General features: G+C 65.4%; 21 protein-coding genes. 19 read left to right on the top strand and 2 right to left on the bottom strand.

Annotated elements, in window-relative coordinates; all coding sequences use genetic code 11:
- Positions 1–27 precede the first annotated feature (27 nt).
- From ASD94_RS20410 to ASD94_RS20320, 19 genes are all read left to right on the top strand, one after another.
- Positions 28–1,479, top strand: a complete 1,452-nt coding sequence (locus tag ASD94_RS20410; protein ID WP_056646958.1) for a sensor histidine kinase — start codon at positions 28–30, stop codon at positions 1,477–1,479.
- Positions 1,480–1,685: 206 nt separating this feature from the next.
- Positions 1,686–2,348 carry a nucleoid occlusion factor SlmA gene (slmA, locus tag ASD94_RS20405; RefSeq protein WP_056646956.1) on the top strand — a complete coding sequence of 221 codons (663 nt, stop codon included), beginning with the start codon at positions 1,686–1,688 and terminating at the stop codon, positions 2,346–2,348.
- Between the two features lie 148 nt (positions 2,349–2,496).
- Positions 2,497–3,225, top strand: coding sequence for a TetR/AcrR family transcriptional regulator (locus tag ASD94_RS20400; RefSeq protein WP_082576969.1), 729 nt, complete (start codon positions 2,497–2,499; stop codon positions 3,223–3,225).
- Between the two features lie 4 nt (positions 3,226–3,229).
- Entirely contained in the window at positions 3,230–5,026 is a 1,797-nt protein-coding gene (locus ASD94_RS20395; protein WP_056646950.1) for an acyl-CoA dehydrogenase C-terminal domain-containing protein, read from the top strand.
- Between the two features lie 45 nt (positions 5,027–5,071).
- Entirely contained in the window at positions 5,072–5,509 is a 438-nt protein-coding gene (locus ASD94_RS20390; protein ID WP_056646947.1) for a DUF2147 domain-containing protein, read from the top strand.
- Positions 5,510–5,576: 67 nt separating this feature from the next.
- Entirely contained in the window at positions 5,577–7,979 is a 2,403-nt protein-coding gene (locus tag ASD94_RS20385) for a 3-hydroxyacyl-CoA dehydrogenase/enoyl-CoA hydratase family protein (protein ID WP_056646944.1), read from the top strand.
- A 154-nt stretch (positions 7,980–8,133) separates the two neighbouring features.
- Positions 8,134–8,646: a DUF4442 domain-containing protein gene (locus ASD94_RS20380; protein ID WP_056646943.1), complete on the top strand. Its 513-nt coding sequence runs from the start codon at positions 8,134–8,136 to the stop codon at positions 8,644–8,646.
- A 15-nt stretch (positions 8,647–8,661) separates the two neighbouring features.
- Positions 8,662–9,861: an acetyl-CoA C-acyltransferase gene (locus ASD94_RS20375; RefSeq protein ID WP_055400958.1), complete on the top strand. Its 1,200-nt coding sequence runs from the start codon at positions 8,662–8,664 to the stop codon at positions 9,859–9,861.
- A 218-nt stretch (positions 9,862–10,079) separates the two neighbouring features.
- Positions 10,080–10,967 carry an alpha/beta fold hydrolase gene (locus ASD94_RS20370; protein WP_056646940.1) on the top strand — a complete coding sequence of 296 codons (888 nt, stop codon included), beginning with the start codon at positions 10,080–10,082 and terminating at the stop codon, positions 10,965–10,967.
- A 27-nt stretch (positions 10,968–10,994) separates the two neighbouring features.
- Positions 10,995–11,861 carry an acyl-CoA thioesterase II gene (locus ASD94_RS20365; RefSeq protein ID WP_082576958.1) on the top strand — a complete coding sequence of 289 codons (867 nt, stop codon included), beginning with the start codon at positions 10,995–10,997 and terminating at the stop codon, positions 11,859–11,861.
- 7 nt (positions 11,862–11,868) lie between these two features.
- Positions 11,869–12,645 (top strand): enoyl-CoA hydratase, encoded by a 777-nt coding sequence (locus tag ASD94_RS20360; protein WP_056646933.1) that lies wholly within the window; start codon positions 11,869–11,871, stop codon positions 12,643–12,645.
- 999 nt (positions 12,646–13,644) lie between these two features.
- Positions 13,645–14,394: a TetR/AcrR family transcriptional regulator gene (locus tag ASD94_RS20355; RefSeq protein WP_056646931.1), complete on the top strand. Its 750-nt coding sequence runs from the start codon at positions 13,645–13,647 to the stop codon at positions 14,392–14,394.
- Between the two features lie 24 nt (positions 14,395–14,418).
- Positions 14,419–15,348, top strand: a complete 930-nt coding sequence (locus tag ASD94_RS20350) for an SDR family oxidoreductase (protein ID WP_056646928.1) — start codon at positions 14,419–14,421, stop codon at positions 15,346–15,348.
- Positions 15,345–16,958, top strand: coding sequence for an acyl-CoA carboxylase subunit beta (locus ASD94_RS20345; protein WP_056646926.1), 1,614 nt, complete (start codon positions 15,345–15,347; stop codon positions 16,956–16,958). Before ASD94_RS20350 ends, ASD94_RS20345 begins: the two co-directional genes overlap by 4 nt.
- Before the next feature lie 55 nt (positions 16,959–17,013).
- Positions 17,014–18,192, top strand: a complete 1,179-nt coding sequence (locus ASD94_RS20340; protein WP_056646923.1) for an acyl-CoA dehydrogenase family protein — start codon at positions 17,014–17,016, stop codon at positions 18,190–18,192.
- A 1-nt stretch (position 18,193) separates the two neighbouring features.
- The gene (locus ASD94_RS20335) at positions 18,194–19,003 is read left to right on the top strand and encodes an enoyl-CoA hydratase/isomerase family protein (RefSeq protein ID WP_056646920.1); all 810 of its coding nucleotides are present in this window, start codon (positions 18,194–18,196) and stop codon (positions 19,001–19,003) included.
- 109 nt (positions 19,004–19,112) lie between these two features.
- The gene (locus ASD94_RS20330; RefSeq protein WP_056646917.1) at positions 19,113–21,047 is read left to right on the top strand and encodes a biotin carboxylase N-terminal domain-containing protein; all 1,935 of its coding nucleotides are present in this window, start codon (positions 19,113–19,115) and stop codon (positions 21,045–21,047) included.
- Positions 21,044–22,216, top strand: coding sequence for an acyl-CoA dehydrogenase family protein (locus ASD94_RS20325; protein WP_056646914.1), 1,173 nt, complete (start codon positions 21,044–21,046; stop codon positions 22,214–22,216). The genes ASD94_RS20330 and ASD94_RS20325 overlap by 4 nt, the downstream gene beginning before the upstream one ends.
- A 22-nt stretch (positions 22,217–22,238) precedes the next feature.
- Positions 22,239–23,135 carry a 3-keto-5-aminohexanoate cleavage protein gene (locus ASD94_RS20320; RefSeq protein WP_056646911.1) on the top strand — a complete coding sequence of 299 codons (897 nt, stop codon included), beginning with the start codon at positions 22,239–22,241 and terminating at the stop codon, positions 23,133–23,135.
- A 177-nt stretch (positions 23,136–23,312) separates the two neighbouring features.
- On the opposite strand, the gene ASD94_RS23745 is transcribed toward ASD94_RS20320, so the two are convergent.
- Together ASD94_RS23745 and ASD94_RS20310 are read right to left on the bottom strand one after the other, a co-directional pair.
- Complete coding sequence (locus tag ASD94_RS23745) at positions 23,313–24,341, bottom strand: hypothetical protein (RefSeq protein WP_146186032.1); 1,029 nt, start codon at positions 24,339–24,341, stop codon at positions 23,313–23,315.
- Positions 24,342–24,470: 129 nt separating this feature from the next.
- A complete protein-coding gene (locus tag ASD94_RS20310; protein WP_056646905.1) occupies positions 24,471–26,660 on the bottom strand; it encodes a 3-hydroxyacyl-CoA dehydrogenase NAD-binding domain-containing protein in 2,190 nt (729 codons plus the stop codon).
- Positions 26,661–26,671: the final 11 nt, after the last annotated feature.

Raw genomic sequence — 26,671 nt, 5'->3', positions numbered from 1 at the left:
TCCTCCCGGCGGCCCGGCTTGCGCGCGATGACGTCGGATTTGCGCACCCGGCTCTTGCTGATGCTGGTGTTACCCCTGTGCGTGCTGGCGCTGGTGGGCGTGTGGCTGGACTACCGGTCGGCCGACGAGGCGGCCGGCCAGCACGACCAGCGGCTGGTGCGGCTGCTGCCCGCGCTGGCCGATTCGGTGCTGGCCCCCCCCATCCACGACAACGATCCACCCCTGCTGCTGCTGGCCCCCCCCATCGAAGATTTTTTGCGCCAGAACGCAGGCTTTGCTGCCTACAGCGTGCGGGACACCTCGGGGCGCCTGCTGCTGGGCGAGGACTGGGTGCACAGCGGTGTACCCACCACCCAGGCCCCTGAGTTCCACAGTGTGGAGTTTGGCGGGGTGACCTACCGAGTGGCGGCGCAGCGCGGGCGCACGGGGGCGGGCGAACTGGTGGTGGCGCTCGCCGACGGGTCCGACCCGCGCCAGAAATGGGCGCAGCAACTGCTGCTGCGGGTGTTGCTGCCCAATCTGGTGCTGTTGATTGCGGCGGGCTTTGCGATCCACTGGGCGGTGCGGCAGGCCTTCAAGCCCCTGGTGGGGCTGGCCGAGGCGGTGGAGCGCCGCTCGCCACGCGACCTCAGCCCCATTGATGAAGCTGCATCGCCCGACGAGGTGCGCCCCCTGGTGCACTCGCTCAACCGCCTGTTTGCGCTGGTCAACGCGCAGGCGGAGGGGCAGCGCCGCTTTGTGGCCGACGCGGCGCACCAGCTGCGCACGCCGCTGGCAGGCTTGCAGGCCCAGGTCGAGGCCTGGGCCATGATGGCCAAGGCGGCGGCGCCTCCACGCACGTCTTTCCCGGATTTCGACCGAAAAATGCCGCTAGCGCATGAAGATCGTGCGCAGGGCGCTATTGTTTTGGGAGCTGATCAGATCGAGAAGCTGCGCAACGCCACGCGCCGCACTTCGCAGTTGGCGCACCAGTTGCTGGCGCTGTCCCGTGCGGATGCCCGCAGCCTGGATGCGCAGCCGCCACAGCGGGTGGACCTCAAGGACCTGTGCGAATCGCTGCTGGAGACCTTTCTGGACGCAGCCACCGGCAAGGGCCTGGACCTGGGGCTGGATGTGCAGCCGGTCCATGTCACGGGGCACGGCTGGCTGCTGCGCGAGCTGCTGTCCAACCTGGTGGACAACGCCATCAAATACACCCCGCCCGGTGGGGTGGTCACCATCCGCTGCGGGATGCGCCAGGGACGTGCGGGCCCGCCCCGGCCCTATGTGGCGGTGGAGGACGACGGCCCGGGCGTGCCCGAGGCCGAGCGCACCCGCGTGCTGCAAAGGTTCTACCGTGTGCCGGGCGCAGGTGGCGAGGGCACGGGCCTGGGCTTGGCTATTGCCGATGAGATTGCCCGCGTGCACCGCGCCACGCTGACGCTGGGCACGGGCCCCCAGGGGCGCGGGCTCTTGGTGACGGTGGTGTTTCCGCTGTAGCGCGCCCCGCAAGCCGTCCCACCAGGCCGGTCTGGTGCCTGTGCGAGAATCATTTCCACACACGATTGACTTGTGCAAACAGGTGGCGGCGAAGCCCCCGCTGACTGGTCCAAGACGTGACATCGTGATTCATGCCCTGCCGTGACCAGACCATGCCCGGTGGCATGTGCACCGGAAGCAGGGCCCCATCGGAGCCCCTGTCCTGCATGTCTGAAATCTCGCCCCTGCCCGAGCCTGCCAGTACCGCTGAAGCGGGTGATGTTGCGGCTGCCCGCAAGCGGCCCAAGCCCGGAGAGCGGCGCATTCAGATCCTTCAGGCCTTGGCTGCCATGTTGGAGCAGCCGGGGGCCGAGCGCATTACCACCGCCGCGCTGGCCGCGCGCCTGTCGGTCAGCGAGGCGGCGCTGTACCGCCACTTCGCCAGCAAGGCGCAGATGTTCGAGGGGCTGATCGATTTCATCGAGCAATCGGTGTTCACACTGGTGCAGCAGATAACTGGGCGCGACGTGCCCGACCCCGCGAAGCCTGCCGATGCAGGCGCCCGCCAGGCCGCGCGCATCGTGGCCCTGGTGCTGCAGTTTGGCGAACGCAACCCGGGCATGGTGCGGGTGATGGTGGGCGACGCGCTGGTGTTCGAGCACGAACGCCTGCAGCAGCGCATGAACCAGTTTTTTGACCGCATCGAATCCACCCTGCGCCAGTGCCTGCGCGCGAGCACGGCCGCATCGAGCACGCCCACGGTCGATGCCCAGGTGGCAGCCAGCGTGCTGACGGCCTTTGTGGTCGGGCGGCTGCAGGGCTATGCCCGCTCGGGGTTCCGGCGCCTGCCCACCGAGCACCTGGAAGCCAGCCTGGCGTTGATGTTGTAGCGCCCGCGCCGTTGAGGCTGCGCATTCCGTAAGAGGTGGCGCGGCTGCAACGGGTGGTTTGGGTGGGTCTCCCTATTTTTTTCGGGGGCTTGGGGGCTGCGGGGAATTTGCTGCAGAATAGAACGAACGTTCGTTTTTATTCATGCCCATGTCATCCACCCCCGAATCCCGCCAGGTCACCCGCATCCCGCGCGCTCGCAGCGGTACCGGCCGCGCCCTGCAAAAAGGCCAGCAGACCAAGGCGGCGATCGTCGAGGCGGCGCTGGGCCTGGCCACGCACATCGGGCTGGAGGGCCTGTCCATCGGGGCGCTGGCCGACGTCACAGGCATGAGCAAGTCGGGCGTATTCGCCCACTTTGGCTCCCGTGAAGAGCTGCAGATCTCCGTCATCCGCGAATACCACACCCGCTTCGAGCAGGAAGTGTTCTACCCCGCCATGTCGGCCCCGCGCGGCGTCGGCCGCCTGTCTGCGCTGTTCGACAACTGGATGAAGCGCACCTCCATCGAAATCGACTCGGGCTGCATCTATATCAGCGGTGCGGTCGAGTTCGACGACCGCACCGGGCCCGTGCGCGACGCGCTGGCCAGTTCGGTGCTGACCTGGCACGCCGCCATGCGCCGCGCCATCGAGCAGTGCAAGGAGCTGGGCGAGCTGCGTGCCGACACCAAGGAAGAGCAGATGCTCTTCGAGATCCACGGTCTCATCCTGGCGCTGCACTACGAGGCGCGGTTCCTGCAGACCCCGGGCTCCATCGACCGTGCCGTCATGGGCTTTCACAACATCCTGGCGCGCTACAGCGCGCCCGCATCGGCCGCCAAGGCACCCACCGTGGCGCGCCGCAAAGTTTCCAACCAAACCACCCCATCCAAGGAGTAAACCCATGCCTAGCTATACGCCGCCCCTGCGCGACATGCAATTCGTCATGCACGAAGTGCTCAAGGTCAGCGATGAATTCAAGGCAATGCCGCCCCATGCCGAGGTGGATGTGGACACGATCAATGCCGTGCTCGAAGAAGCCGGCAAATTCGCTGCCGAGGTGACCTTCCCATTGAACATCAGCGGCGACACCGAAGGCTGCGTGCTGGACAAGACGACGCACGAAGTGAAGCCCCCGTCGGGCTTCAAGGACGCCTACGCCAAGTACGTCGAAGGCGGATGGGCGGCGCTGTCGTGCGACCCCGCTTACGGTGGCCAGGGCCTGCCCTTCGTGCTGAATCAGTGCCTGTACGAAATGATGAACTCGGCCAACCAGGCCTGGACCATGTACCCCGGCCTGTCGCACGGCGCGTATGAAGCCCTGCACGCCCACGGCACCGAAGAACAAAAGAAGATCTACCTGCCCAAGCTGACCAGCGGCGAGTGGACCGGCACCATGTGCCTGACCGAACCCCATTGCGGCACCGACCTGGGCCTCCTGCGCACCAAGGCCGAACCCCAAGCCGACGGCACCTACAAGATCACCGGCAACAAGATCTTCATCAGCGCCGGCGAGCACGACATGACCGCCAACATCGTGCACCTGGTGCTGGCCCGCCTGCCCGATGCGCCCAAGGGCAGCAAGGGCATCAGCCTGTTCGTCGTGCCCAAGTTCAACGTGAAGGCTGATGGCAGCCTGGGCGAGCGCAACCCGATCTTCTGTACGGGCCTGGAGCACAAGATGGGCATCCACGGCAACGCCACCGCGCAGATCGCCATCGACGGCGCCATCGGCACCATGGTGGGCCAGCCCAACAAGGGCCTGGCCGCCATGTTCGTGATGATGAACGCCGCCCGCCTGGGCGTGGGCAACCAGTCGCTGGGCCTGACCGAAGTGGCTTACCAGAACGCCCTGGCCTACGCCAAGGACCGCATCCAGATGCGCAGCCTGTCGGGCACCAAGGCCAAGGACAAGGACGCCGACCCCATCATCGTGCACCCCGATGTGCGCAAGATGCTGCTCACGGCCAAGGCGTACGCCGAGGGCGGCCGCGCGCTGCAGATCTTCTGCACGCTGCTGCTGGACAAAGTGCACAGCCACCCCGACGAAAAGGTGCGTGCCGAATCCGAAGAGATGGTGGCGCTGCTCACCCCCATCGTGAAGGCCTTCATCACCGACAACGGCCACATTTCCACCAACGCCTGCATGCAGGTCTTCGGCGGCCACGGCTTCATCAAGGAATGGGGCATGGAGCAGTACGTGCGCGACAACCGCATCAACATGATCTATGAAGGCACCAACACCATCCAGTCGCTGGACCTGCTGGGCCGCAAGATCCTGGGCAACAACGGCGCCACGCTGAAAAAGCTGGGCAAGCTGATCGGCAAGCTGGTGGAAGAAGAAGGCGTGAACGAGAAGATGGCCGAGTTCATCAACCCCATCGCGATGCTGGGCGACCAGATGACCAAGTTCACCACCGAGATCGGTTTCAAGGGCATGCAGAACCCCGACGAAGTGGGCGCCGCTGCCGTGGACTACCTGCGCGTGGCTGGCCACCTGGTGTTCGGCTACCTGTTTGCCCGCATGGCCCAGGTGGCCCTGCGCGAGATCGCGGCTGGCAACACCGACCCGTTCTACGGCGCCAAGCTGCAGACCGCACGTTTCTACTTCGCCAAGCTGTTCCCCGAAACGGCGACGCTGATGCGCACGGCCCGCGCCGGCAGCAAGGTGCTGATGGACACCGACCTGGCCCTGGCCTGATCGGTGCCGGATGCAGATTTCAAGCCTTCTGGCCCGGGAGTGCACATGTTCAAAGCGGTAGTGGCTATTGTTTTGGTAGCGGGTGCGCTGCCCGTCTGGGCGCAGATGACACCCGAAGGCCTGTGGCGCAACATCGACGACAAGACCGGCGAAGCCAAGGCCGAGATCCGCATCCGTGACACCGGCAGCGGCGTGCTGAACGGGGCGCTGGAAAAGCGTCTGTCCAAGGACGCCAAGCCCAATGATGTCTGCGAGGAGTGCTCCGACGACCGCAAGGGCAAGCCCTTGGTGGGCTTGGAGATCATCCGCGGCGCCAAGAAGGCCGATGACAAGGAAGTGTGGGAGGGCGGCAAGATCCTCGACCCCGAGAACGGCCGCAACTACACCCTGCGCATGACCCCCATCGAAGGCGGCAAGAAGCTCGAAGTGCGCGGCTCGATCGGCCCGTTCGGCCGCACGCAAACCTGGATCCGCATCCAGTAAACCCCATTCCCGTGGCCTTGCGCGCCCCCTGCGGTGTTGCGCAACGCCCCAACCAGGAACCCAACCCATGTCCCGATTCCAAGTGAAAAAAGTCGCCGTGCTCGGCGCAGGCGTGATGGGCGCGCAGATCGCCGCCCACCTCGTCAACGTGAAGGTGCCCGTGGTGCTGTTCGACCTTCCCGCCAAAGAAGGCCCGAAGAACGGCATCGTCACCAAGGCCGTCGAAGGCCTGAAGAAGCTCAAGCCCTCGCCCCTGGGCGTGGCCGACGACGCAGCGCTGATCCAGCAGGCCAACTACGAAGAGCACATGCACCTGCTCAAGGAATGCGACCTCGTGATCGAGGCCATTGCCGAGCGCATGGACTGGAAGCTCGATCTGTACACGAAGATCGCGCCCCACGTGGCCAAGCACGCCATCCTGGCGTCCAACACCTCGGGCCTGTCGATCACCAAGCTCTCCGAAGTGCTGCCCGAGAGCATCAAGCCGCGCTTTTGCGGGATCCACTTCTTCAACCCACCGCGCTACATGACGCTGGTGGAGCTGATCAACACCCCCACCACCCAGCCTGAAGTGCTCGACCAGCTCGAAGCCTTCGTCACCAGCGGCCTGGGCAAGGGCGTGGTGCGCGCGCACGACACGCCCAACTTCGTGGCCAACCGCGTCGGCATCGCCGGCATGCTGGCCACCATGAAAGAGGTCGAGAACTTCGGCCTGACCTACGACGTGGTGGACGACCTCACCGGCAAGAAGCTCGGTCGTGCATCCAGCGGCACCTTCCGCACCGCCGACGTGGTGGGCCTGGACACCATGGCCCACGTGATCAAGACGCTGCAGGACAACCTGAGCATCGAGACTGACCCCTTTTACGAAAGCTTTGGCACGCCCGCCGTGCTGAAAAAGCTGCTGGAACTGGGCAACCTGGGCCAGAAGGCCAAGGCAGGTTTCTTCAAGAAGGTTGGCCGTGATGTGATGCGCTTCGAGCTGGAGAGCGAAGAGTACGTGCCCGCCGGCCAGAAGGCCGACGAGGTGTACGCGCGCATGCTCAAGAAGCCCGCCGCCGAACGCCTGCGCCTGCTGCGCAACGCCGAAGGCGCGCCCGGCCAGTTCCTGTGGGCCATTCTGCGCAACAGCTTCCACTACGCCGCCGTGCACCTGGGCACCATCGCCGATAACGCGCGCGACGTGGACCAGGCCATGCGCTGGGGCTTCGGCATGAAGCAAGGCCCCTTCGAGCTGTGGCAAGAAGCAGGCTGGCTCGAAGTCGCCAAGATGATTCAGGAAGACATCGACGCCGGCAAAGCCCTGTGCAAGGCACCGCTGCCCGAGTGGGTGTTCAAGGGGCCCGTTGCCGAAGCCGGTGGCGTGCACACCGCGCAAGGCTCGTGGAGCGCTTCGCAGAACAAGTTTGTGCCCCGTCGCCAGCTGCCCGTGTACCAGCGCCAGATCTTCCCCGAGGCTCTGTTGGGCGAATCCAACCTGCCCGACTGGCGCACCGCTGGTACGACCATTGCTGAATCGAAAGCCCTGCGCACCTGGACGCTGGATGGCCAAGTGATCATCGCCAGCATCAAGAACAAGATGCACGCCATCAGCCCCGAAGTGATGGAGGGCCTGATGGAAGCCTTGGAGCTGGCCGAGTCTGAATACCAGGGCATGGTCATCTGGTCCGGTGACGCGCCTTTCAGCGTGGGCGCTGACCTGGAAGCCACGATGCCCGCCTTCATGGTCGGCGGCGCCGATGCGGTGGAAAGCATCGAGCAAGAGCTGCAGAACCTGATGCTGCGCATCCGCTACGCGCAGGTGCCCGTCGTCGCTGCCATTCACGGCATGGCGCTGGGCGGTGGCTGCGAGCTGGCCGTGTATTCGGCCAAGCGCGTGGCGCACATAGAAAGCTACATCGGCCTGGTGGAGGTGGGTGTGGGCCTGGTGCCCGGCGCTGGCGGCCTGACCTACATCGCCCGCCGCGCGGCCGAGAACATGGCGGCATCTACCGGCAAGGACATCCTGCCCTTCCTGACCGAAGGCTTCACCGCTGCTGCCATGGCCAAGGTGGGCACCAGCGCGCTCGAATCGCGCAAGCTGGGCTACCTGCTGGAGTCCGACGTCATCGTTCCGCACAAGGACGAGTTGCTGTTCGTGGCCATCAACGAAGCCAAGTCCATGGCTGCCAGTGGCTGGCGTGCACCGCACAAGCGCCTGTTCCCCGTGGCGGGCCGCAGTGGCCTGGCCACCATCAAGGCGCAGCTGGTGAACATGCGCGACGGCGGCTTCATCAGCGCCTATGACTTCAAGGTCAGCACCATGATCGCCGAGGTGGTCTGCGGCGGTAACGTGGATGCCGGTGCCCTGGTGAGCGAGGAATACCTGCTCACGCTGGAGCGCAAGGTGTTCTGCCACCTGATTGCACAGCCCAAGACGCACGAGCGCATCCTGGGCATGCTGTCCACCGGCAAGCCGGTCCGGAATTGATGATGCACCCCCTGAGTCGCTTCGCGCCTTCCCCCTCTCCTGCGGGAGGGGGACGCACCCGGTGGCCTGGCAAAGCCAGTTCCACGGGTGCACTGGCCTGTGCTGTGCCTGTGTTATTCGCACTGGGTAGCGGGCTGCGTGCTGGAGTTTGGGCATGACCGAATTGCACGCCCCCAACAAACTCCAGCGCTCGCTGATGCGCCTGGACGAGGCACCCGCCTTCATGCGCGGCTTCGTGCAGAACATCATCCTGCGCCGGGCCGTGCCTTTCACCGGCACGGCCGGGGTGAAGTTCGTATCGCTCACGCCCGAGCGTGTCGAGGTGCACCTGGCCAACAACCACCGCGTGCAAAACCACATCGGTGGCGTGCACGCCTCGGCCATGAACCTGCTGGCCGAAACGGCCACCGGCATGGTGGTGGGCATGAACGTGCGCGATGACTGCCTGCCGCTGGCCAAGGAGCTGAGCATGGCGTTCAAGAAGCGCGCCACGGGTGGCCTCAAGGCCGTGGCCACGCTCACCGCTGAGCAGCGCGCCGCCATGTTGGCCAGCGACAGGGGCGAGGTGCAGGTGCAAGTCACTGTGACCGACGAAGCCGGTGTAGAGCCGGTCGAATGTGTATTTACGTGGGCCTGGGTTCCTTCCAGCCGCCCCCCCAAGAATTGAAGGAGTTTCATCACCATGGCTCAAAAACAAGTCCAGGACGCCTACATCGTCGCCGCCACGCGCACGCCCATCGGGCGCTCGGGCCGCGGCTATTTCAAGAACACCCGCCCCGACGACCTGCTGGTCGCCGCCATCAAGAGCGCCATGCTGCAGGTGCCCACGCTGGACCCCAAGGCGATTGAAGACGCCATCATCGGCTGCTCGTTCCCCGAAGGCGAGCAGGGCATGAACATGGCCCGCATCGCTGTGGGCCTGGCGTTCGACCACCCCGTGGGCGGCGTGACGGTCAACCGCTTCTGCGCATCGGGCATCACCGCGCTGCAGATGGCCGCCGACCGCATCCGCGTGGGCGAGGCCGACGTGCTGATCGCCGGTGGCGCAGAATCCATGAGCCTGGTGCCCATGGGCGGCAACAAGCCCTCGTTCAACGCCGAGATCTTTGCGAAGGACGAGAACGTGGGCATCGCCTACGGCATGGGCCTCACCGCAGAAAAGGTCGCCCAGCAGTGGAAGGTGAGCCGCGAAATGCAGGATGCGTTCGCTCTCGAATCGCACCTGCGTGCCATCAAGGCCCAAAAGGCGGGTGAGTTCACCGACGAAATCACGCCCTTCGAGATCGTGGAGCGCTCGCCCAATCTGGCCACCGGCGAGGTGGTGGAAAAGCGTCGCACCGTGAGCCTGGACGAAGGCCCACGCCCCGACACGTCCCTGGAAGGCCTGGCCAAGCTCAAGCCCGTGTTTGCCGCGCGCGGCAGCGTCACAGCGGGCAACAGCTCGCAGACCAGCGACGGCGCGGGTGCGCTCATCGTCGCCAGCGAAAAGGCCGTGAAGCAGTTTGGCCTGACGCCCCTGGCGCGTTTTGTGAGCTACGCAGCGCGTGGCGTGCCGCCCGAAATCATGGGCATCGGCCCCATCGAGGCGATTCCTGCGGCGCTGCGTTATGCCGGTCTCAAGAGCGACGACATTGGCTGGTACGAGCTGAACGAAGCGTTTGCAGCGCAGTCTCTCGCCGTGATCAATACGCTGGGGCTGAACCCTGCGAACGTGAACCCCATGGGCGGCGCGATTGCATTGGGGCATCCGCTGGGGGCGACCGGTGCGATCCGTGCGGCGACGGTGGTGCATGCGCTGCGTCGCCACAAGCTGAAGTACGGCATGGTCACGATGTGCGTAGGAACAGGCCAAGGCGCCGCCGGCATCATCGAAGCGCTGTGAGTTAGCTGGCTACTGCGCGGGCCATCTGCGTCGTTGGGCGGTGCTCGGAATCCTCACGTACCGCAAGTACGTTCCGGTTCCTGCGCTCCGGCCGCCTAGCAGCTGATCCCGCTCGCTACGCCCTGGAGGGTGGGGTGTGAAGGCAGGGGGCAATGCACTGCCTGTTTTTGTTTTCCATTCAAGCCGGCGCAGATCGGTTTCGAACCAAGGAGACAGACATGAACAAGCAAACCTTGCAGGTCAACGGGGCGGTGTCTTTGGCACTGCGTGTCTACGAACCCGAGGGCGCTCCGCGCGCCAGCGTCGTGATCGGCGGCGCGATGGGGGTGCGGCAGTCGTACTACGAGGCCTTTGCTCTGTGGATGGCGCAGCAGGGGTTCCGGGTCATCACGTTTGACTACCGGGGCCATGGCGATTCGCTGCAGGGCGCCATGCGCGATGTGAAGGCGGATCTGTTCGACTGGGCGGAGGACTACGAGGCCGTCATCTCCGCCGCCAAGGCTGTGCTGCCGTCGCAGCCGCTGTACCTGCTGGGGCACAGCCTGGGTGCGCAGCTGCCGGGGTTACTGAAAAAGCCCGAGCAGGTGGCAGGTTTGCTTAGCGTGGCCGCAGGCAGCGGCTACTGGCGTGACAACGCGCCGCAGCTCAAGCGCATCGTTCCGTATTTCTGGTGGGTGCTGGTGCCATTGGCCACGCGGCTGTGCGGGTACTTTCCGGGGCGCACGCTCAAGAAGGTGGGTGACCTGCCGGCAGGCGTGATCCTGCAGTGGCGGCGCTGGTGCCTCGACCCTGCATACAGCGTGGGCGCCGAGGGGCCTGCGGTGGCGCAGAGCTATGGTGCTGTGCGGTTCCCGGTGCTGGCGCTGTCCATGTCCGACGACGAGCTGATGACCTTGCGCGGCACGCACAACCTCGTCAACCTGTACGCCAACACCGAACGCCGCGTGGAGAGCATCACCCCGGCCGACCTGCAGGTGCGGCGCATCGGGCACTTTGGTTTCTTTCACGACCAGTTCCGCCAAAGCCTGTGGCCGCGCGCAGCGGCTGCGCTGGTTGCCCTGGGTGGTAGCGTTCCCCACGGCGAAGTCTCCGGTACGACGGCCTGAGCAGTCGTTTCGCGGCACACTCGCAGCATGACTTCCTCTTCATCCACTTCTTCGTCTTCGTCCTCGGCCCGGCACCCGCTGGATGAAGCGCTGCAACTGACGGCCTCGTCCACTGCGACGGGTCAGTACGAAGGGCAGACCCACCCCGGCTACTGGAACATGGTGGGCCCGTTTGGTGGCATCACCGCCGCCACGCTGCTGCAGGCTATCTTGCAGCACCCCGACCGTCTGGGCGATCCTCTGTCGCTCACGGTCAACTACGCTGGCGCACTGACAGCCGGAGCCTTCACCGTGCAGGCCACGCCCGTGCGCACCAACCGATCCACCCAGCACTGGACGCTGTCGATCCTGCAGGCCGGCGCCGATGGTGCGCAGGTGGTCACCACCACGGCCACCGCCGTCACCGCTGTGCGCCGCGAGACCTGGAGCGTGGGCGATGTGCCCATGCCGCAAGTGCCGCCCCCCGCAGAACAAAAGGCCATCATCGCGCCGCTGGGTGCTGTGGAGTGGCTCAACCGCTATGAGATGCGCCCCATTGCCGGATTCATCCCGCGCACGTGGGACGGCAGTGGCGACCACAGCCTGACGCAGCTGTGGATGCGCGACACACCACCCCGGCCGCTCGACTTTGTCGCGCTGTCTGCATTGGCCGATGTGTTCTTCCCCCGCGTGTGGCTGCGCCGTGCGCGCCAGGTGCCTGCGGGTACGGTGTCCATCACCGTGTACTTCCACGCCACGGTCGAGCAGCTGCAGGCCACGGGCACGGGCTTCCTGCTCGGCCAGGCACGCGGGCAGGAGTTCCGCAACGGTTTCTTCGACCAGACCGTGCAGCTTTGGAATGAAGCAGGCACCATGCTGGCCACCAGCCACCAGATCGTTTACTACAAGGAATAACAGCACCATGAGCACGACGACCCAAGACATCCTCGCCCACACCGAAGCCGGTGTGACCACCATCACGTTCAACCGCGTGGACAAGAAGAACTCGATCACGCGCGACATGTACGCTGCCATGGCCGACGCGCTCGACGCCGCCAAGGCCGACGCCAGCGTGCGCGTGGTGGTGTTCCAGGGCGATGTGGCGATCTTCAGTGCGGGCAATGACATTGGCGACTTCTTGCAGCAGCCGCCTGCCACGCAGGACTCGCCCGTGTTCCGTTTTCTGCGCGGCATCGCCACCTTCCCCAAGCCCGTGATCGCGTCGGTGTGCGGCCCGGCCGTGGGCATCGGCACCACGATGCTGTTCCATTGCGATCTGGTCTATGCGGGCGACAACGCAGCGTTCTCCATGCCGTTCGTCAATCTGGGCCTGTGCCCCGAAGCGGCATCGAGTCTGCTCGTGCCGCAGATGCTGGGCTATCACCGCGCTGCCGAGGCGCTGCTGCTGGGCGAGCCCTTCATGGCCGAGGCGGCGTTGGAGGTGGGGCTGGTGAACCGTGTGGTGCCGCCGACTGAGTGCAATGGGGTGGCGCAGGCGCAGGCGAAGAAACTGGCGGCCAAACCGTTGTCGTCGCTCATCGAAACCAAGCGGTTGATGAAGGGTGGGCAGACGGCGAAGGTGTTGGAGGTGATGGCGGAAGAGGGCGAGAGCTTTGGGCGCATGTTGCGCGAGCCCGCGGCGCGGGAGGCGTTCTCGGCGTTTATGGCAAAACGCAAACCGGATTTCAGCGCGGTTTGAGTTGTTGGTTTTGAGGTTTATTGGCTGCTGGTGCTTGTAAATAAAGCGCTGGCAGCTATTGTTTTTATAGTTGGTTCTTGCCCGATATGTTCGGGTTGAGCCTGTCGACGTTTTGGCGGTGGTTACTGCATGCCTGTGTGGAGTGCGGGAGCCGGGAGTCGCCCGGCGAGCGAGTAACTTTCTTTTGCTTCGCCAAAAGAAAGTCACCAAAGTAAAGGCGACCACCAGTCTGCGACCCCTTCGCGGTGCGAAGGGGCAAACCTGCGGCGGGGCGGTTGAGGGGTGCGCCGCAGAACTCACTGCGCGCCTGCAGCGCTCCGTTCAAACAACTGCGGCGAGTCAGTTGGCGAAGCAGGCGCGCTGCGACGCGCGTGCCACCCCACAACCGCCCCGCCGCAGGCGCAGCCAGCAGGGGTGGGGAGCCAAACATCCAACAGCCGAACAGCCACACGGGTCATCGCTGCGCTCGGCCCAGTTTGCGCAGCGCGTGGCGCTTGCGCCCGCGAGACGGGGCCGAGCGCAGCGCAGCGAAGCAATGGCCCGTGTGGGTGTCCGTTTTTGGGTCCCCTTCTGCGCGTGCCGAGAAGCGCAGGACAGGGGGGGGCGTGCGTGTGCCAAAGGACACACGCACTTCGTGCACTGACTTTCCGCAGTTGTTTGAACGGAGCGCGTAGCGCGCAGTGAGTTCTGCGGCGCACCCCCTGTCCGAGCATCGCAGGTTGCCCGTAGCGAAGCGAAGGGACGCGCGCAGTAGGGTCGCCCTTTCTTTGGTGACTTTCTTGTCGAGCAAGCGAGAGAAAGTTACTCGCTCGCCGGGCGACTCCCGGCCTCTGCCCTTCGCTCAGGCACGCCATCAGCTTCCAAAAGAGTAGCGAGCCAAGCAAGACATGCAAGCACCTGGCAGCAAACAGCACCCTTTGGTAGTCACGATCAGGCAAGTCATTTATTTATACAAAGCACTTGCTTGCTAAAAATAAACAGTTTTGCTATCGTGCCTGCATGGATTCACCCGTGCCGCGCCCCAGCGCCATTGCCCCCGCTCCCAAGAAACTTCCGGCCCGCCCCCGTAGCAAGGCCGCAGTGCCCGCCAGCGCCAACCCAGTCCCCGCAGAAACCCCATCGGAAGCAGCCGCCACACGTCGCCCCCGCGGTCGCCCCCGAAAAACTGCCGAAGAACTCGACGACGGCAACCGCCGCCGCAAGCTCATGGACGGCGCGGCTAAGCTGTTCCGCACCCAGGGCTTTGCAGCCACCAGCACGCGCGACATTGCAGCGGCCGCAGGCATGCACAGCGGCTCGCCCTTCTATCACTTCGAAAGCAAAAATGCGCTGCTCTACGCAGTGATGAGTGAGGGCATGACCATGGCCACGCAAAGCCAGCAACAGGCGCTGGATGCGTTGTCCGCCAAGGCCGCGCCGCGCGAGCAGTTGCACACACTCATTCGCCACCACTTCGAAGTCCTGCTGGGCCCGCGCAGCAGCTTCATCCCGGTGATGCTGTACGAATGGCGCTCACTCACACCTGCGCAGCGCAAGGGCATTGCCCGCATCAAGGACAGCTACGAGGCCACCTGGATGCCCGTGTTGGAAGCGCTGGCACAGCAGGGCGCGCTGCAGGCAGAGCCGGGTGTGGCGCGGCTGTTCATCTTCGGGGCGCTCAACTGGGCGGTGCAGTGGTTCTCTCCCAAAAAGGGCAAGTCGCTCGACGCGCTCACCGACGAGGCACTCGCCTTATTCATCCGTTCATAACCACCCCATCAAGGCAGAGTCACCATGGCCCCCACAGCGCGTAACGCCTACCAGTCTGTGTTTGCTCCGGGCCTGTTCCAGGGGCAGGTGGTGGTGGTCACCGGTGGCGGCTCCGGCATTGGCCGGTGCACGGCGCACGAGTTGGCGCACCTGGGCGCGCATGTGGTGCTGGTGGGGCGCAAGCCTGAAAAACTGCTGGCCGTGGCCGAAGAGATCACCGCCGATGGTGGCCGCGTGTCGTGCCAGGTGTGCGACATCCGATCTGAAGAAGGCGTGGTCGCGCTGGTGCAGCAGATCCTTGCTACGCAGGGCCGCATCGATGCGCTGGTCAACAACGCAGGAGGGCAGTTCATGGCACCGCTCGAATCCATCAGCGCCAAGGGCTGGGAGGCCGTGTTGCACACCAACCTCACGGGCGGCTTTCTGATGGCGCGTGAGTGCTACCGGCAGTGGATGGCGCAGCAGGGCGGCTCCATCGTCAACATCGTGGCCGATATGTGGGGCTCCATGCCGGGCATGGGGCACAGCGGCGCGGCGCGCGCTGGCATGGTCAGCTTCACCGAAACCGCCGCGCTCGAATGGGCCCACAGCGGCGTGCGCGTGAATGCGGTTGCGCCGGGCTACATCGCGTCCAGCGGTATGGACAATTACCCGCCCGAGGCGGGCGACATGTTGCGCGCCATGCCGCGCACGGTGCCGCTCGGCCGCTTTGGCAACGAAGCCGAGGTGTCGGCGTCCATTGCCTTTATGCTCAGCCCCGCAGCCAGCTTCATCAGCGGCACCACGCTGCGGGTGGACGGCGCCCGACCCCAGGTGCGCATGGGCTGGCCGCAGCGCCCGCCCCGTGCCACCGCCGCAGCACACCCGGCCGTGCGGCCGTTTGACGGCTTTCACCGTGCGCAGGTGCCGCGGGTGTTTGCACCTTCCCATCCCCCCAAGCCCGAGGCCGCATGACTGCCGTCTTCACCTCCCGATTCAACCCAGGCAGCGCCGAGGCCACGCAGCGCCGCGCAGCGCTGCAGGCCCGCCTTCATGCTCTGCGCGCGCTGGAAGAGCGTGCCGCCGCCGCCTCGGCCCGGTCGCTCCCCCAGTTTGAAAAGCGCGGCCAGCTGCTGCCGCGCCAGCGCGTGGCGCTGCTGCTGGATGCCGGTGCGCCCTGGTTGCCGCTGTGCACGCTGGCGGGATACCTGCAGGACGTGAAAGACCCCGAGAAGTCCGTGCCCGGTGGCGGGATGGTTGCGGGCATTGGTTTTGTCAGCGGTGTGCGTTGCATGGTGGTGGCCAGCGACTCGGGCATCGAGGCCGGTGCCATCCAGCCCATGGGCCTGGAGAAGATCCTGCGGGTGCAGGAGATCGCGCTGCAAAACCGCTTGCCGTTCATCCATCTGGTGGAGAGTGCGGGCGCTAACCTCATGCGCTACCGGGTGGAGGGCTTCGTGCACGGCGGCACACTGTTCCGCAACCTCGCGCGGCTGTCGGCGGCGGGCATCCCGGTCATCACCGTGCAGCACGGCTCTGGCACTGCAGGCGGCGCTTACATGCCTGGTTTGTCGGATGTGGTGATCATGGTGCAGGGCCGCTCGCGCGCCTTTCTGGCCGGGCCGCCGCTGCTCAAGGCCGCCACGGGTGAGATTGCGACGGAAGAAGAACTGGGTGGCGCCGAGATGCACACCGCCATCTCCGGCCTGGGCGAATACCTGGCGCAGGACGACCGCGAGGCGATTGGTCTGGCGCGCGATGTGGTGGCGCATCTGGGGTGGGGCGTAGCGCCGCGACCCAGCGCACCCAGCCCCACCTTGCCCGCAGACGACCTGCTGTCCCTGATGTCCGCCGACCTGCGCCAACCCGTGGACATGCGCGAGGTCATCGCGCGGCTGGTGGATGGATCGGATCTGCTGGAGTTCAAGGCCCGCTACGGTGCCGCCACCCTCTGCGCGCAAGGGCGCATCCAGGGCCATGCCGTCGGCTTCATCAGCAACAACGGCCCCATCGACGTGGCGGGCGCGAACAAGGCCACGCACTTCATCCAGTGGATGTGCCAGCTGGGCCACCCCATCATCTATCTGCAGAACACCACGGGCTACATGGTGGGCAAGGACAGCGAGCAGGGCGGCATGATCAAGCACGGCAGCAAGATGATCCAGGCGGTGACCAACGCCACCGTGCCGCAGATCACCATCCAGTGCGGCGCCAGTTTTGGCGCGGGCAACTATGGCATGTGCGGGCGGGGCTATGCGCCGCGCTTTCTGTTCAGCTGGCCGGGCGCCAAGACGGCCGTAATGGGCGGCGAGCAGGCAGCGCGCACCATGCAGATCGTGACCGAGGCAGCGCTGGCGCGCAAAGGCATCACCCCCGACCCGGCCGAGTCGCAAGCCCAGTTTGACAAGATCGTCGCCATGTTCGAGACCCAGGCCGATGCGCTCGTAACCAGCGGTCTGCTGCTGGACGACGGCGTGATCGACCCGCGCGACACGCGCGCCGTGTTGGCGTTTTGCCTTGACACCGTGGCCGAAGGCGCAGCGCGCACGCTCCGGCCCATGCAATTCGGGGTGGCGCGCATGTAGCTAGCGCATTACCCCGGCCCTCTCGCTCACAAAAACCATCACGGAGACAAGCACCATGCAGTTCACGCACGAGCACCGCGAGATCCAGAAGACCCTCAAGCGTTTTATCGACGAAGAGATCAACCCCCACGTGGATGAGTGGGAGGCGGCCGAGATCTTCCCCGCGCACGAGGTCTTCAAGAAGATGGGCAACCTGGGCCTTCTGGGCCTGTGCAAGCCCGAAGAGTATGGCGGGCAGGGGCTGGACTACTCGTACAGCCTGGCCATGGCTGAGACGCTGGGCCACATCCACTGTGGCGGCGTGCCTATGGCGATTGGCGTGCAGACCGACATGTGCACGCCTGCGCTGGCGCGCTACGGCAGCGAAGAACTCAAACGCAACTTTCTCGCCCCTGCGATTACGGGCGACATGGTGGGCTGCATCGGCGTGAGCGAACCGGCGGCGGGCAGCGACGTGTCAGGCATCAAAAGCGTGGCGCGCAAGGACGGCGACGACTACGTGATCACCGGCCAGAAGATGTGGATCACCAACAGCCTGCAGGCCGACTGGATGTGCATGCTGGTGAACACGGGTGAAGGCCCCGTGCACAAGAACAAAAGCCTGGTGATGGTGCCCATGCGCGATGGCCCGGGCGGCAAGCTCACCAAGGGCATCGAGGTGGCGCAGAAGATTCGCAAGATCGGCATGCACAGCAGCGACACCGGGTTGATTTACTTCGACGAAGTGCGGGTGCCACAAAGCTACCGCATCGGTGCCGAAGGCCAGGGCTTCATCTACCAGATGCAGCAGTTCCAGGAAGAGCGCCTGTGGTGCGCCGCCAGCACGCTCGAATCGCTGAATCACTGCATCCAGTGGACCATCGACTATGCGCAGGAACGCAAGCTGTTTGGCAGCACGCTGGCCGACCAGCAGTGGGTGCAGTTCAAGCTGGCCGAGCTCAAGACCGAGGTCGAGGCCCTGCGCGCACTCACCTACCGCGCCTGTGACCTGTACGTGAACGGGCAGGACGTGCTGGAGCTGGCCAGCATGGCCAAGCTCAAGGCCGGCCGCCTGAACCGCGAGGTGCCCGACACCTGTCTGCAGTTCTGGGGCGGCATGGGTTTCACGCTGGAGAACAAGGTCTCCCGCATGTACCGCGACGGGCGGCTGGCGTCGATTGGTGGCGGGGCCGACGAAGTGATGCTGGGCATCCTCGCCAAGCTCATGGGCATTGCCAAGCGACCCGTCCACTGACATGGCTGATTCGCTGCTGATCGACCGCGCGCCGCTGGCCAGCGGCTGTGTGGAAACCTGGACGCTCAACGACCCGGCCAGCCGCAATGCGCTGTCCGAGGCGATGGTTGACGGTTTGATGGCCACGTGTGAGCGAGCTGCGGCCGATACCGAGCTGCGCGGTGTGGTGTTGCGCGGTGCCGGTGGGCACTTCTGCGCGGGTGGCAGCCTGGGCGGTTTTGCCAAGACCATCGGCCAGCCCCTGGCTGCGGGCGAGGCTGACCCGCTAGTACCGCTGAACCGCCGCTTTGGCGCGCTGCTGCAGGCCCTGTGCGCGCTGCCGCAGTGGCTCATCGTGGCGGTGGAGGGCGCCGCGATGGGCGGCGGCTTCGGCCTGGTGTGCTGCGCCGATCAGGTGCTGGCCCACGCCAACGCGCAGTTCGCCACGCCCGAGGTCACGCTGGGCATCGTGCCCGCGCAGATTGCACCATTTGTCGTGAGGCGCCTCGGCCCTGCGGCGGCGCGGCGGTGTTTGCTGACGGGCGAGCGTTGGGATGCTGCGATTGCTCAACGTGCGGGGCTGGTGGATGAGGTGGTGGCTGGCGACATGGAGGCTGCTGTGCAAGCCGCCATCGCGCGCCATGCCGCCGCAGCGCCGCGGGCCGTGGCCGCCACCAAACGTTTGTTGCTGGCCCAGACTGATACGTCGTTGTCCGCGCTGCTGGATGAGGCGGCGATGGCTTTTGCGCAAGCGCTGCGCGGGTCCGAGGCTCCGCAAGGGCTGGCGGCGTTTGCTGCGCGCAAGGCACCGCCGTGGAGTGCGAAGCCATGAAAAAGATACTGATCGCCAATCGGGCTGTGCATGCCGAAGGCATGGCGAAGCAAATTGCCCGCGCACGCGCAGCGTGCAGGCGGGCGATGGAGCCGCGAGGGCACAGCCTATGAAAAAGATCCTCATCGCCAATCGCGGCGAAATCGCCCGCCGGGTGATTCACACCGCCCACCGCATGGGCATTGAAACGGTAGCCGTCTACTCCGACCCCGACGCCAACGCCTTGCATGTGCGCGAAGCCACCCAGGCCGTGGCCTTGGGCGGCGCCGCCAGCGCCGACACCTACCTGCGCACCGACAAGCTGCTCGCCGCCGCCCGCGCCACCGGGGCCGATGCCGTGCACCCCGGCTATGGCTTCCTCAGCGAGAACGCCGACTTTGCTCAGGCTGTGTTGGATGCGGGCCTGACCTGGATCGGCCCGCCGCCCGCCGCCATCCGCTCGCTGGGCAGCAAGGCAGGTGCCAAGGCGCTGGCCCAGGCACACGGCGTGCCCTGCCTGCCCGGCTATGCGGGCGACGACCAGAGCGACGAGCGCTTTGCCGCCGAGGCTGCACGCATCGGCACGCCCCTCATGGTCAAGGCCGTGGCGGGTGGGGGAGGGCGGGGCATGCGCCTGGTCATCGACCTCGCGCAGTTGCCCGCTGCGCTGGCGAGTGCCCGGTCCGAAGCGCTGGCGGGTTTTGGCTGTGGCGACCTGCTCATCGAGCGTGCGCTGCTGCAGCCGCGCCATGTGGAGGTGCAAGTCTTCGCTGACGCCCACGGTGCGTGCATCCACCTGGGCGAGCGCGATTGTTCGGTGCAGCGCCGTCACCAGAAGATCGTTGAAGAGGCACCCAGCCCAGCGGTGGATGCCGCATTGCGCGAACGCATGGGCGCCTGCGCCGTGGCGCTGGCCCAGGCTGCTGGCTATGTGGGGGCGGGCACGGTGGAGTTCTTGCTCGACGGCAGTGACTTCCACCTCATGGAGATGAACACCCGTCTGCAAGTGGAACACCCGGTGACCGAAGCGCTCACGGGGCTGGACCTGGTGGAGTGGCAAATCCGCGTGGCGCGGGGCGAGCCGCTGCCGCTCGTGCAAGACCAGGTGCACCTGCAAGGCCACGCCATCGAAGTACGCCTGTGTGCCGAAGACGCGCACCTCCGCCCCCACACCGGTCGTGTGCTGCAGTTCAGCGCGCCACCAGCCACTGCGTTCAAGCGGGCCGCACCGGGCGCGCTGCGTTTTGACCATGCGCTGGAGGAGGGGGCAGAGGTCACCCCCCACTACGACGCCATGCTGGGCAAGCTCATCGTGCATGCACCCACGCGGGCCGAGGCCATCGACGCCCTGGTGCGTGCGCTGCACAGCACCCGTGTGCTGGGCCTCCCCACCAACCGCGCGTTTCTGGCGGCCTGCTTGCAGCACCCCGTGTTTGCCAGCGGCCGGGCGCTGGTGCCGTTCCTGGCGGAGCACGCCCAGGAATTGCAGCAATTGCTATCAAATAATGAGCTGTCAGCGCATATTCCTTCGGCGCTATCGGCCATTTTTGCTTCAAATCCGATCTCGGACCTGCCTTGTGCCATGGCCAGGCCCCTGCGGCTGCGCCACCAGGGCGAGGTGCACTCCATCGCCGTGCGCGAGCTGGGCGGCGGGCGCCTGCAGGTGGAGCAGGCCGGGGTAGAGCCCGTGACTTTGCAACTGCCCCAGCGCGGCGTGCACTGCGTGGCGGTGGCCCCCCGGCGCTGGCACTGGCAAGCCGGCGGCGTGGACGGCTGGGTGGAAGACGCCTCCTGGGAGCCTGCCGCACGTGCCGATGCCGCCGGCGGCGCCACCGAGCTGCGCGCCCCCTTCAACGGCAAGGTGGTGGCGCTGCCCGTGGCTGCAGGCCAGGCGCTGGTAGCGGGCGACACCGTGGTGGTCATCGAATCCATGAAGCTCGAACACAGCCTGGCCAGCCCCGCAGCCGCCACCGTGGCCGAGCTGTTGGTAGCGCCCGGCCAGCAGGTCTCGCCCGGCCAGGTGCTGGCCCGCTTTGCACCCGCCACGCAAGGAGCGCCCGCATGAGCACCCCATCCGCAGCGACCTCTGTGAGCGACGAAGACCGCACCGCCCTCGCCGACACCGTCACCCGCTTTGCCCGCACCGAGATCGCCCCGCATGTGGACGCGTGGGACGCTGCGGGCGAATTCCCCCGCAGCCTGTACTGCCGTGCGGCCGACTTGGGCCTGCTGGGCCTGGGCTACCCCGAGGCCTACGGCGGCACGCCCGCCAGCTACCAGCTGCGCCTGCCGCTGTGGCGCGCGCTCAGCCGCCATGGCGCCAGCGGCGGCGTGCTGGCCAGCCTGCTGTCGCACAACATCGGCCTGCCGCCCGTGCTGGCGCATGGCAGCGACGCGGTGCGTGCCGAGGTCATCCCGCCCGTGCTGGCAGGCGAGCAGATCGCCGCGCTGGCGATCACCGAGCCCGGAGGCGGGTCCGACGTGGCCCAGCTCAAGACCACCGCACGGCGCGAGGGTGATGACTACATCGTCAATGGCGAAAAGGTGTTCATCACCTCCGGCATGCGTGCGGACTGGATCACCGTGGCGGTGAGGACCGGGGAGGCCGGAAGCAAGGGCAGCGCAGGCATCTCCATGCTGCTCATCCCCGGCCACAGCGCAGGCCTGTCGCGCAGCAAGCTCGACAAGATGGGCTGGCTCTGCTCCGACACGGCCCATCTGCGCTTTGACAACGTGCGCGTGCCCGCCCGCTACCTGCTGGGCGAAGAGGGTGCGGGCTTTCGCATCATCATGGCCAACTTCAACGGCGAGCGCTTTGGCCTCGCCGCGTCGGCCCTGGGCTTCGCCGAGGCCTGCTACGACGAGGCCCTGGCCTGGGCCCGCCAGCGCAAGACCTTTGGCGCCGCGCTGGTGGAGCACCAGGTCATCCGCCACAAGCTGGTGGACATGCAGATGCGCATCCAGTCCACCGCCGCGTGGTGCGAATCCGTGGCCGCGCAGGCCGACGCTGGGCGCACCGGACCCGATTGGGTGGCGCAGGTCTGCCTGCTCAAAAACCACGCCACCCAAACCATGCAGTTCTGCGCCGATCAGGCCGTGCAGATATTGGGCGGCATGGGCTACATGCGCGGCACCGTCAGCGAGCGCATCTACCGCGAGGTCAAGGTCATGATGATCGGCGGCGGTGCGGAAGAAATCATGAAAGACCTGGCTGCGCGTCAGCTAGGCATCTGAGGAATTGAAGGAGACAGGCCCCATGCACAGCACCGACCACGGCAACAAAGCCATCATCACCTGCGCCATCACCGGCGTGCTGACCGACCCCGGCCAGCACCACGTGCCCGTCACGCCCGAGCAACTGGCAAAAGAAGCCCGCCGCGCCTACGACGCAGGCGCTGCCGTGGTCCACGTGCACTTTCGCAACCAGGAGCCCGGCAAAGGCCACCTGCCCAGCTGGGACCCGCAGGTGGCGCGCGACTGCGTGCAAGCCATGCGCGAGGCCTGCCCGGGTTTGATCATCAACCAGACCACCGGCGTGGTCGGCCCCCACTACCAAGGCCCGCTCGACTGCCTGCGCGCCACCCGCCCCGAGATGGCCGCGTGCAATGCCGGATCGCTCAACTACCTGAAGGTGCGCAGCAACGGCACCTGGGCCTGGTCGCCCATGCTGTTCGACAACCAGCCCGCCAAGGTCAAGGACTTCATCGACGTGATGCTGGAGACCGGCACGCTGCCCGAGTTCGAATGCTTTGACGTGGGCATCGTGCGCTGCGTGGAGATGTATGTGCAGACCGGCATGTACACCGAGCGCCTGCCCGAATACAACTTTGTGATGGGCGTCGAGTCCGGCATGCCTGCGGACCCGGACCTGCTGCCCATCTTGCTCAAGCTGAAAATCAAAGACGCCCCCTGGCAAGCCACCGTCATCGGCCGCAGCGAGATCTGGCCCGTACACCAGCGCGTGGCCGAGCTGGGCGGGCACCTGCGCACGGGACTGGAGGACACGTTCTATCTGCCGGACGGGACCAAGGCGGATTCGAATGGGCCGTTGATTGAGCAGCTCGCAAAGTACGCGCGCAATGCGGGGCGGGACGTGGCTTCGCCGCAGGAGGCGCGGGGGGTGTTGGGGTTAACGGGTGCGTGCACGGCGTAACCGTGGCAGGTTGCTCGTTCAATCGAGTCGTGATCCTTGCAAATTGATCATACGATGATCAGTTTGCAAGGATCACGCATTGGGCCTTTTGTTTTGCGCGACGGCCCGTTTAGCGTACGACAGCGCAGCACGCCGACTCATGTCAAGTGCGCTACTGCAGCAGCGGTCTACGCTGCGCTAATCTGATTTGGAGCGCGTGATATTTGACGGCATGGGGGGGAACTTCAGCTGGAACCTTGCGTTATCGAGTCGGATGCTGCGCGGATAGGCATTTAGGTAGTACCGGCAGATAACCAAGGCAGCGCGATAAATGCTCATAACCATCGATAGAGATGGAGTTGAGATTTCCCCGTAGCGGTAGCCAATGGCATCCGCACCTGAAGGCATTGTTTCCAGAGCGACAGTGACGTCTTGTGGAGTTTGGTCAGCTGCTGCCAGCATTGCCAACTTTCGAACATCATGTTTGTTCGGGACATCGACAGTTTGGGCTTGATGGAGGTAGCACTTCACGGCTTGTTCTGCGGCGAAGTTCGTATCCCATACAGCAGTGGAGAGATTGTGCCTTTCATTGCTCAAAATGTTCTGGGCGGCTCGTTCCAAATACTGCAATACCAGGCTTCCGTGGCGCATCGAAAGCGGATGGTCCTTTGAAATTGAGAGGACTCCAATCGAACAGCGCCGAATGTTTGCAACCGTCTCCGTAACCTCAGCAGAAATCTCCTTTGCCTGGGCCTCTGTCAACAGCGAAAGCGTTGGGGGTCGGACAAGCCAACTGAGTGGCTCCTCGTGAGGAAGGACGTCACTTGCAAACGTGAACCAGCGGGTATTGTCTTCTGCCAAGGGCGAGAAAAAAGATAGCGGTATTTCTAGCGCCGTAGGCGTGTTTCGAATCAATAGAGCTGCCGTATGTGTTTTCTTTGGTTGCGCGCTTATCGCATCACCATAGAGGCGCTCGTACCATTCGATTACGAGCGACAGCAGCACTCCAAACCATCCCTTCACCAGAAATCCATCGGTGGACTCTCCGTCTACGCTCACTATGCAACGCTCTACGACGAAAGACGCGGCTCGCATGGGGCGCTGTGACAGTGGTGTACCTTGAGTTGCGAGGAACTCGTCAATCCCGGGTAGCAAATCGGCGAGAAATTCATCAAGGCTGTTGGGGGCGTCTCTTGGGTTTTGGTCTTCGGTCAGTCCTTCACCCATGCTTTTTGTGTCCTTTCCAATGTTTTAACGCGTTGTGAGACGGATGTAAGAAATCCTAAAACTTCCCTGAGGCCGTCAGAAAACGGATGCTTGACAAGGTTGAGATCGATTGTGTCTAGGTAGTCGGATTCAAAGTGCATTCTGTTCAAAGTACGCAGGTTGAAATTCTTCAATGCTCTCGCGCACCCTCGTTTCTGTCACGAAACCAGCGCCATACCTTCTCGCTAACTCATCAGCACGCTGAAGGAATGTCTCGATCCCCGTCCCATATATGAACTGCATCGCCCCCCCAGTCCACGCCGGAAACCCAATCCCAAAAATCGACCCGATGTTCGCGTCATGCACGCTGGTCAGCACGCCCTCGGCCAGGCAGCGCGCGGTCTCGATGGCCTGGCGGTAGAGCAGGCGGTCCTGGATCTCCTGGACGCTCCATTCCACGCCGGGTTTCTCGAACAAGCCCTTCAACTCCGGCCACAGGTGCTTCTTCGCGCCTGCGGGGTAGTCGTAAAAGCCGCCGCCGCCCGCGCGGCCGGGGCGCTTCAGTTCCTTGACCATGCGCTCCACCAGCAGCTCGCCGGGCGTGGCGGTGTAGGTCTTGCCTTCGGCGGCGAAGTCGGCACGGGTCTGGTCCAGCACATGCACGCTCAGGGTCAGTGCGGTTTCGTCCAGCACAGCCAGCGGGCCCACGGGCAGGCCCGCTTGCATGGCGGCGTTTTCAATCGCGGCGGCGGGGATGCCTTCGCCCAGCATGGCGGCGCCTTCCATCACGAAGGTGCCGAAGGTGCGGCTGGTGTAGAAGCCGCGTGAGTCGTTGACGACGATGGGCACCTTGCCCAGGGTCTGCACGTAGTCGAACGCGCGGGCCACGGTCTCGTCATCGGTCTGCTTGCCTCGGATGATCTCGACCAGCTTCATCTTGTCCACGGGGCTGAAGAAGTGGATGCCGACAAACTTCTCGGGCCGGCGGCTGGCCGTGGCCAGGCCGCTGATGGGCAGGGTGGAGGTGTTGCTGGCAAAGAAGCCGCCGGGGGCCAAGTGCGGCTCGGCCTCTTGCGTGACCTTGGCTTTGAGGTCGCGGCTTTCGAACACGGCTTCGATGATGAGTTCGCAGCCCGCCAGGTCGGCCGCGCTGGCGGTGGGCGTGATGCGGGCCAGCAGCGCTTGCTGGGCCTCGGCCGTCATGCGGCCCTTGTCCACGCGGGCTTGGGTGAGCTTGGCGCTGTAGGCCTTGCCGGCCTCGGCCTTCTCCGCGCTCACGTCCTTGAGCACGGTGGTGATGCCCCGGCTGGCCTGGGCCCAGGCGATGCCTGCGCCCATCATGCCCGCGCCCAGGATGCCGACCTTCTGCGGCTTGTAGCGCGGGGCCGAGCCAGGGCGTGACTTGCCGCTCTTGATCGCGTTCATGTCGAAGAAGAACGTGTTGATCATGTTGCACGCGACGGGGCCGGTCATCAGGCGGGCGAGGTAGCGGCTTTCGATGCGCAGGGCGGTGTCGTAGTCCACCATGGCGCCTTCGACCATGGCGGCCAGCGCCGCCTCGGGCGCTGGGTAGCGGCCTCGGGTGGTCTTCTTGAGCATGGCGGGTGCGACGGTGAGGGCGCCTGCAATCTTGGGGTTGGCGGGTGTGCCGCCGGGCATTTTGTAGTTCTTGTCGTCCCACGGCTGCACCGCGTGCGGATGCGTGGCGATGTGGGCCAGGGCTGCGGGCAGTAGTTGCTCTCGCGTAGCGACCAGCTCGTGCACCAGTTGCAGCTCCAGCGCCTCGGCGGGGTTGAAGAGCTTGCCTTCCAGGATGTAGGGCTGCGCACCCATCAGGCCCAGCAGGCGCGTCATCTTGGTCACGCCGGTGGCGCCGGGCATCAGGCCCAGCGTGACCTCGGGCAGGCCGAACTGGATCTTGGGGTCGGCCACGGCGATGCGGTAGTGGGCGACCAGGGCCACCTCCCAGCCGCCGCCCAGGGCCGCGCCATTCAGGCAGGCCACCACGGGGATGCCCAGGGTTTCGAGCGTGCGAAAGTGCTTCTTCATGCGCTCGATTTCGCCGAACGCGCTGGGCGCATCGGCGGGCGTGAGGCGCATGGTGGCCTTGAGGTCGGCGCCGGCAAAGAAGCTGGTCTTGGCCGATGCCAGCACGATGCCTTTGAGGGCCGTGCCCAGGCGTTCGCGGTCGCCCAGCACTTGGGCGGTGATCTCGCCCAGCTCTTGCTGCCACTGGCGGCACATGGTGTTGACGGGGGAGTTGGTTTCGTCAAACGTGATGACGACAACTTCGCCGTCGGTGCCTTGGGCGGGGATGAGTTCGTAGCGGATGGTTTGCATGATGTTCTTGT

This window comes from Acidovorax sp. Root70 (genome assembly GCF_001428225.1).
Lineage (GTDB): Bacteria > Pseudomonadota > Gammaproteobacteria > Burkholderiales > Burkholderiaceae_C > Acidovorax.
Note: the sequence above shows the minus strand (reverse complement) of the source record. Positions and strands in the feature narration are given on the sequence as shown.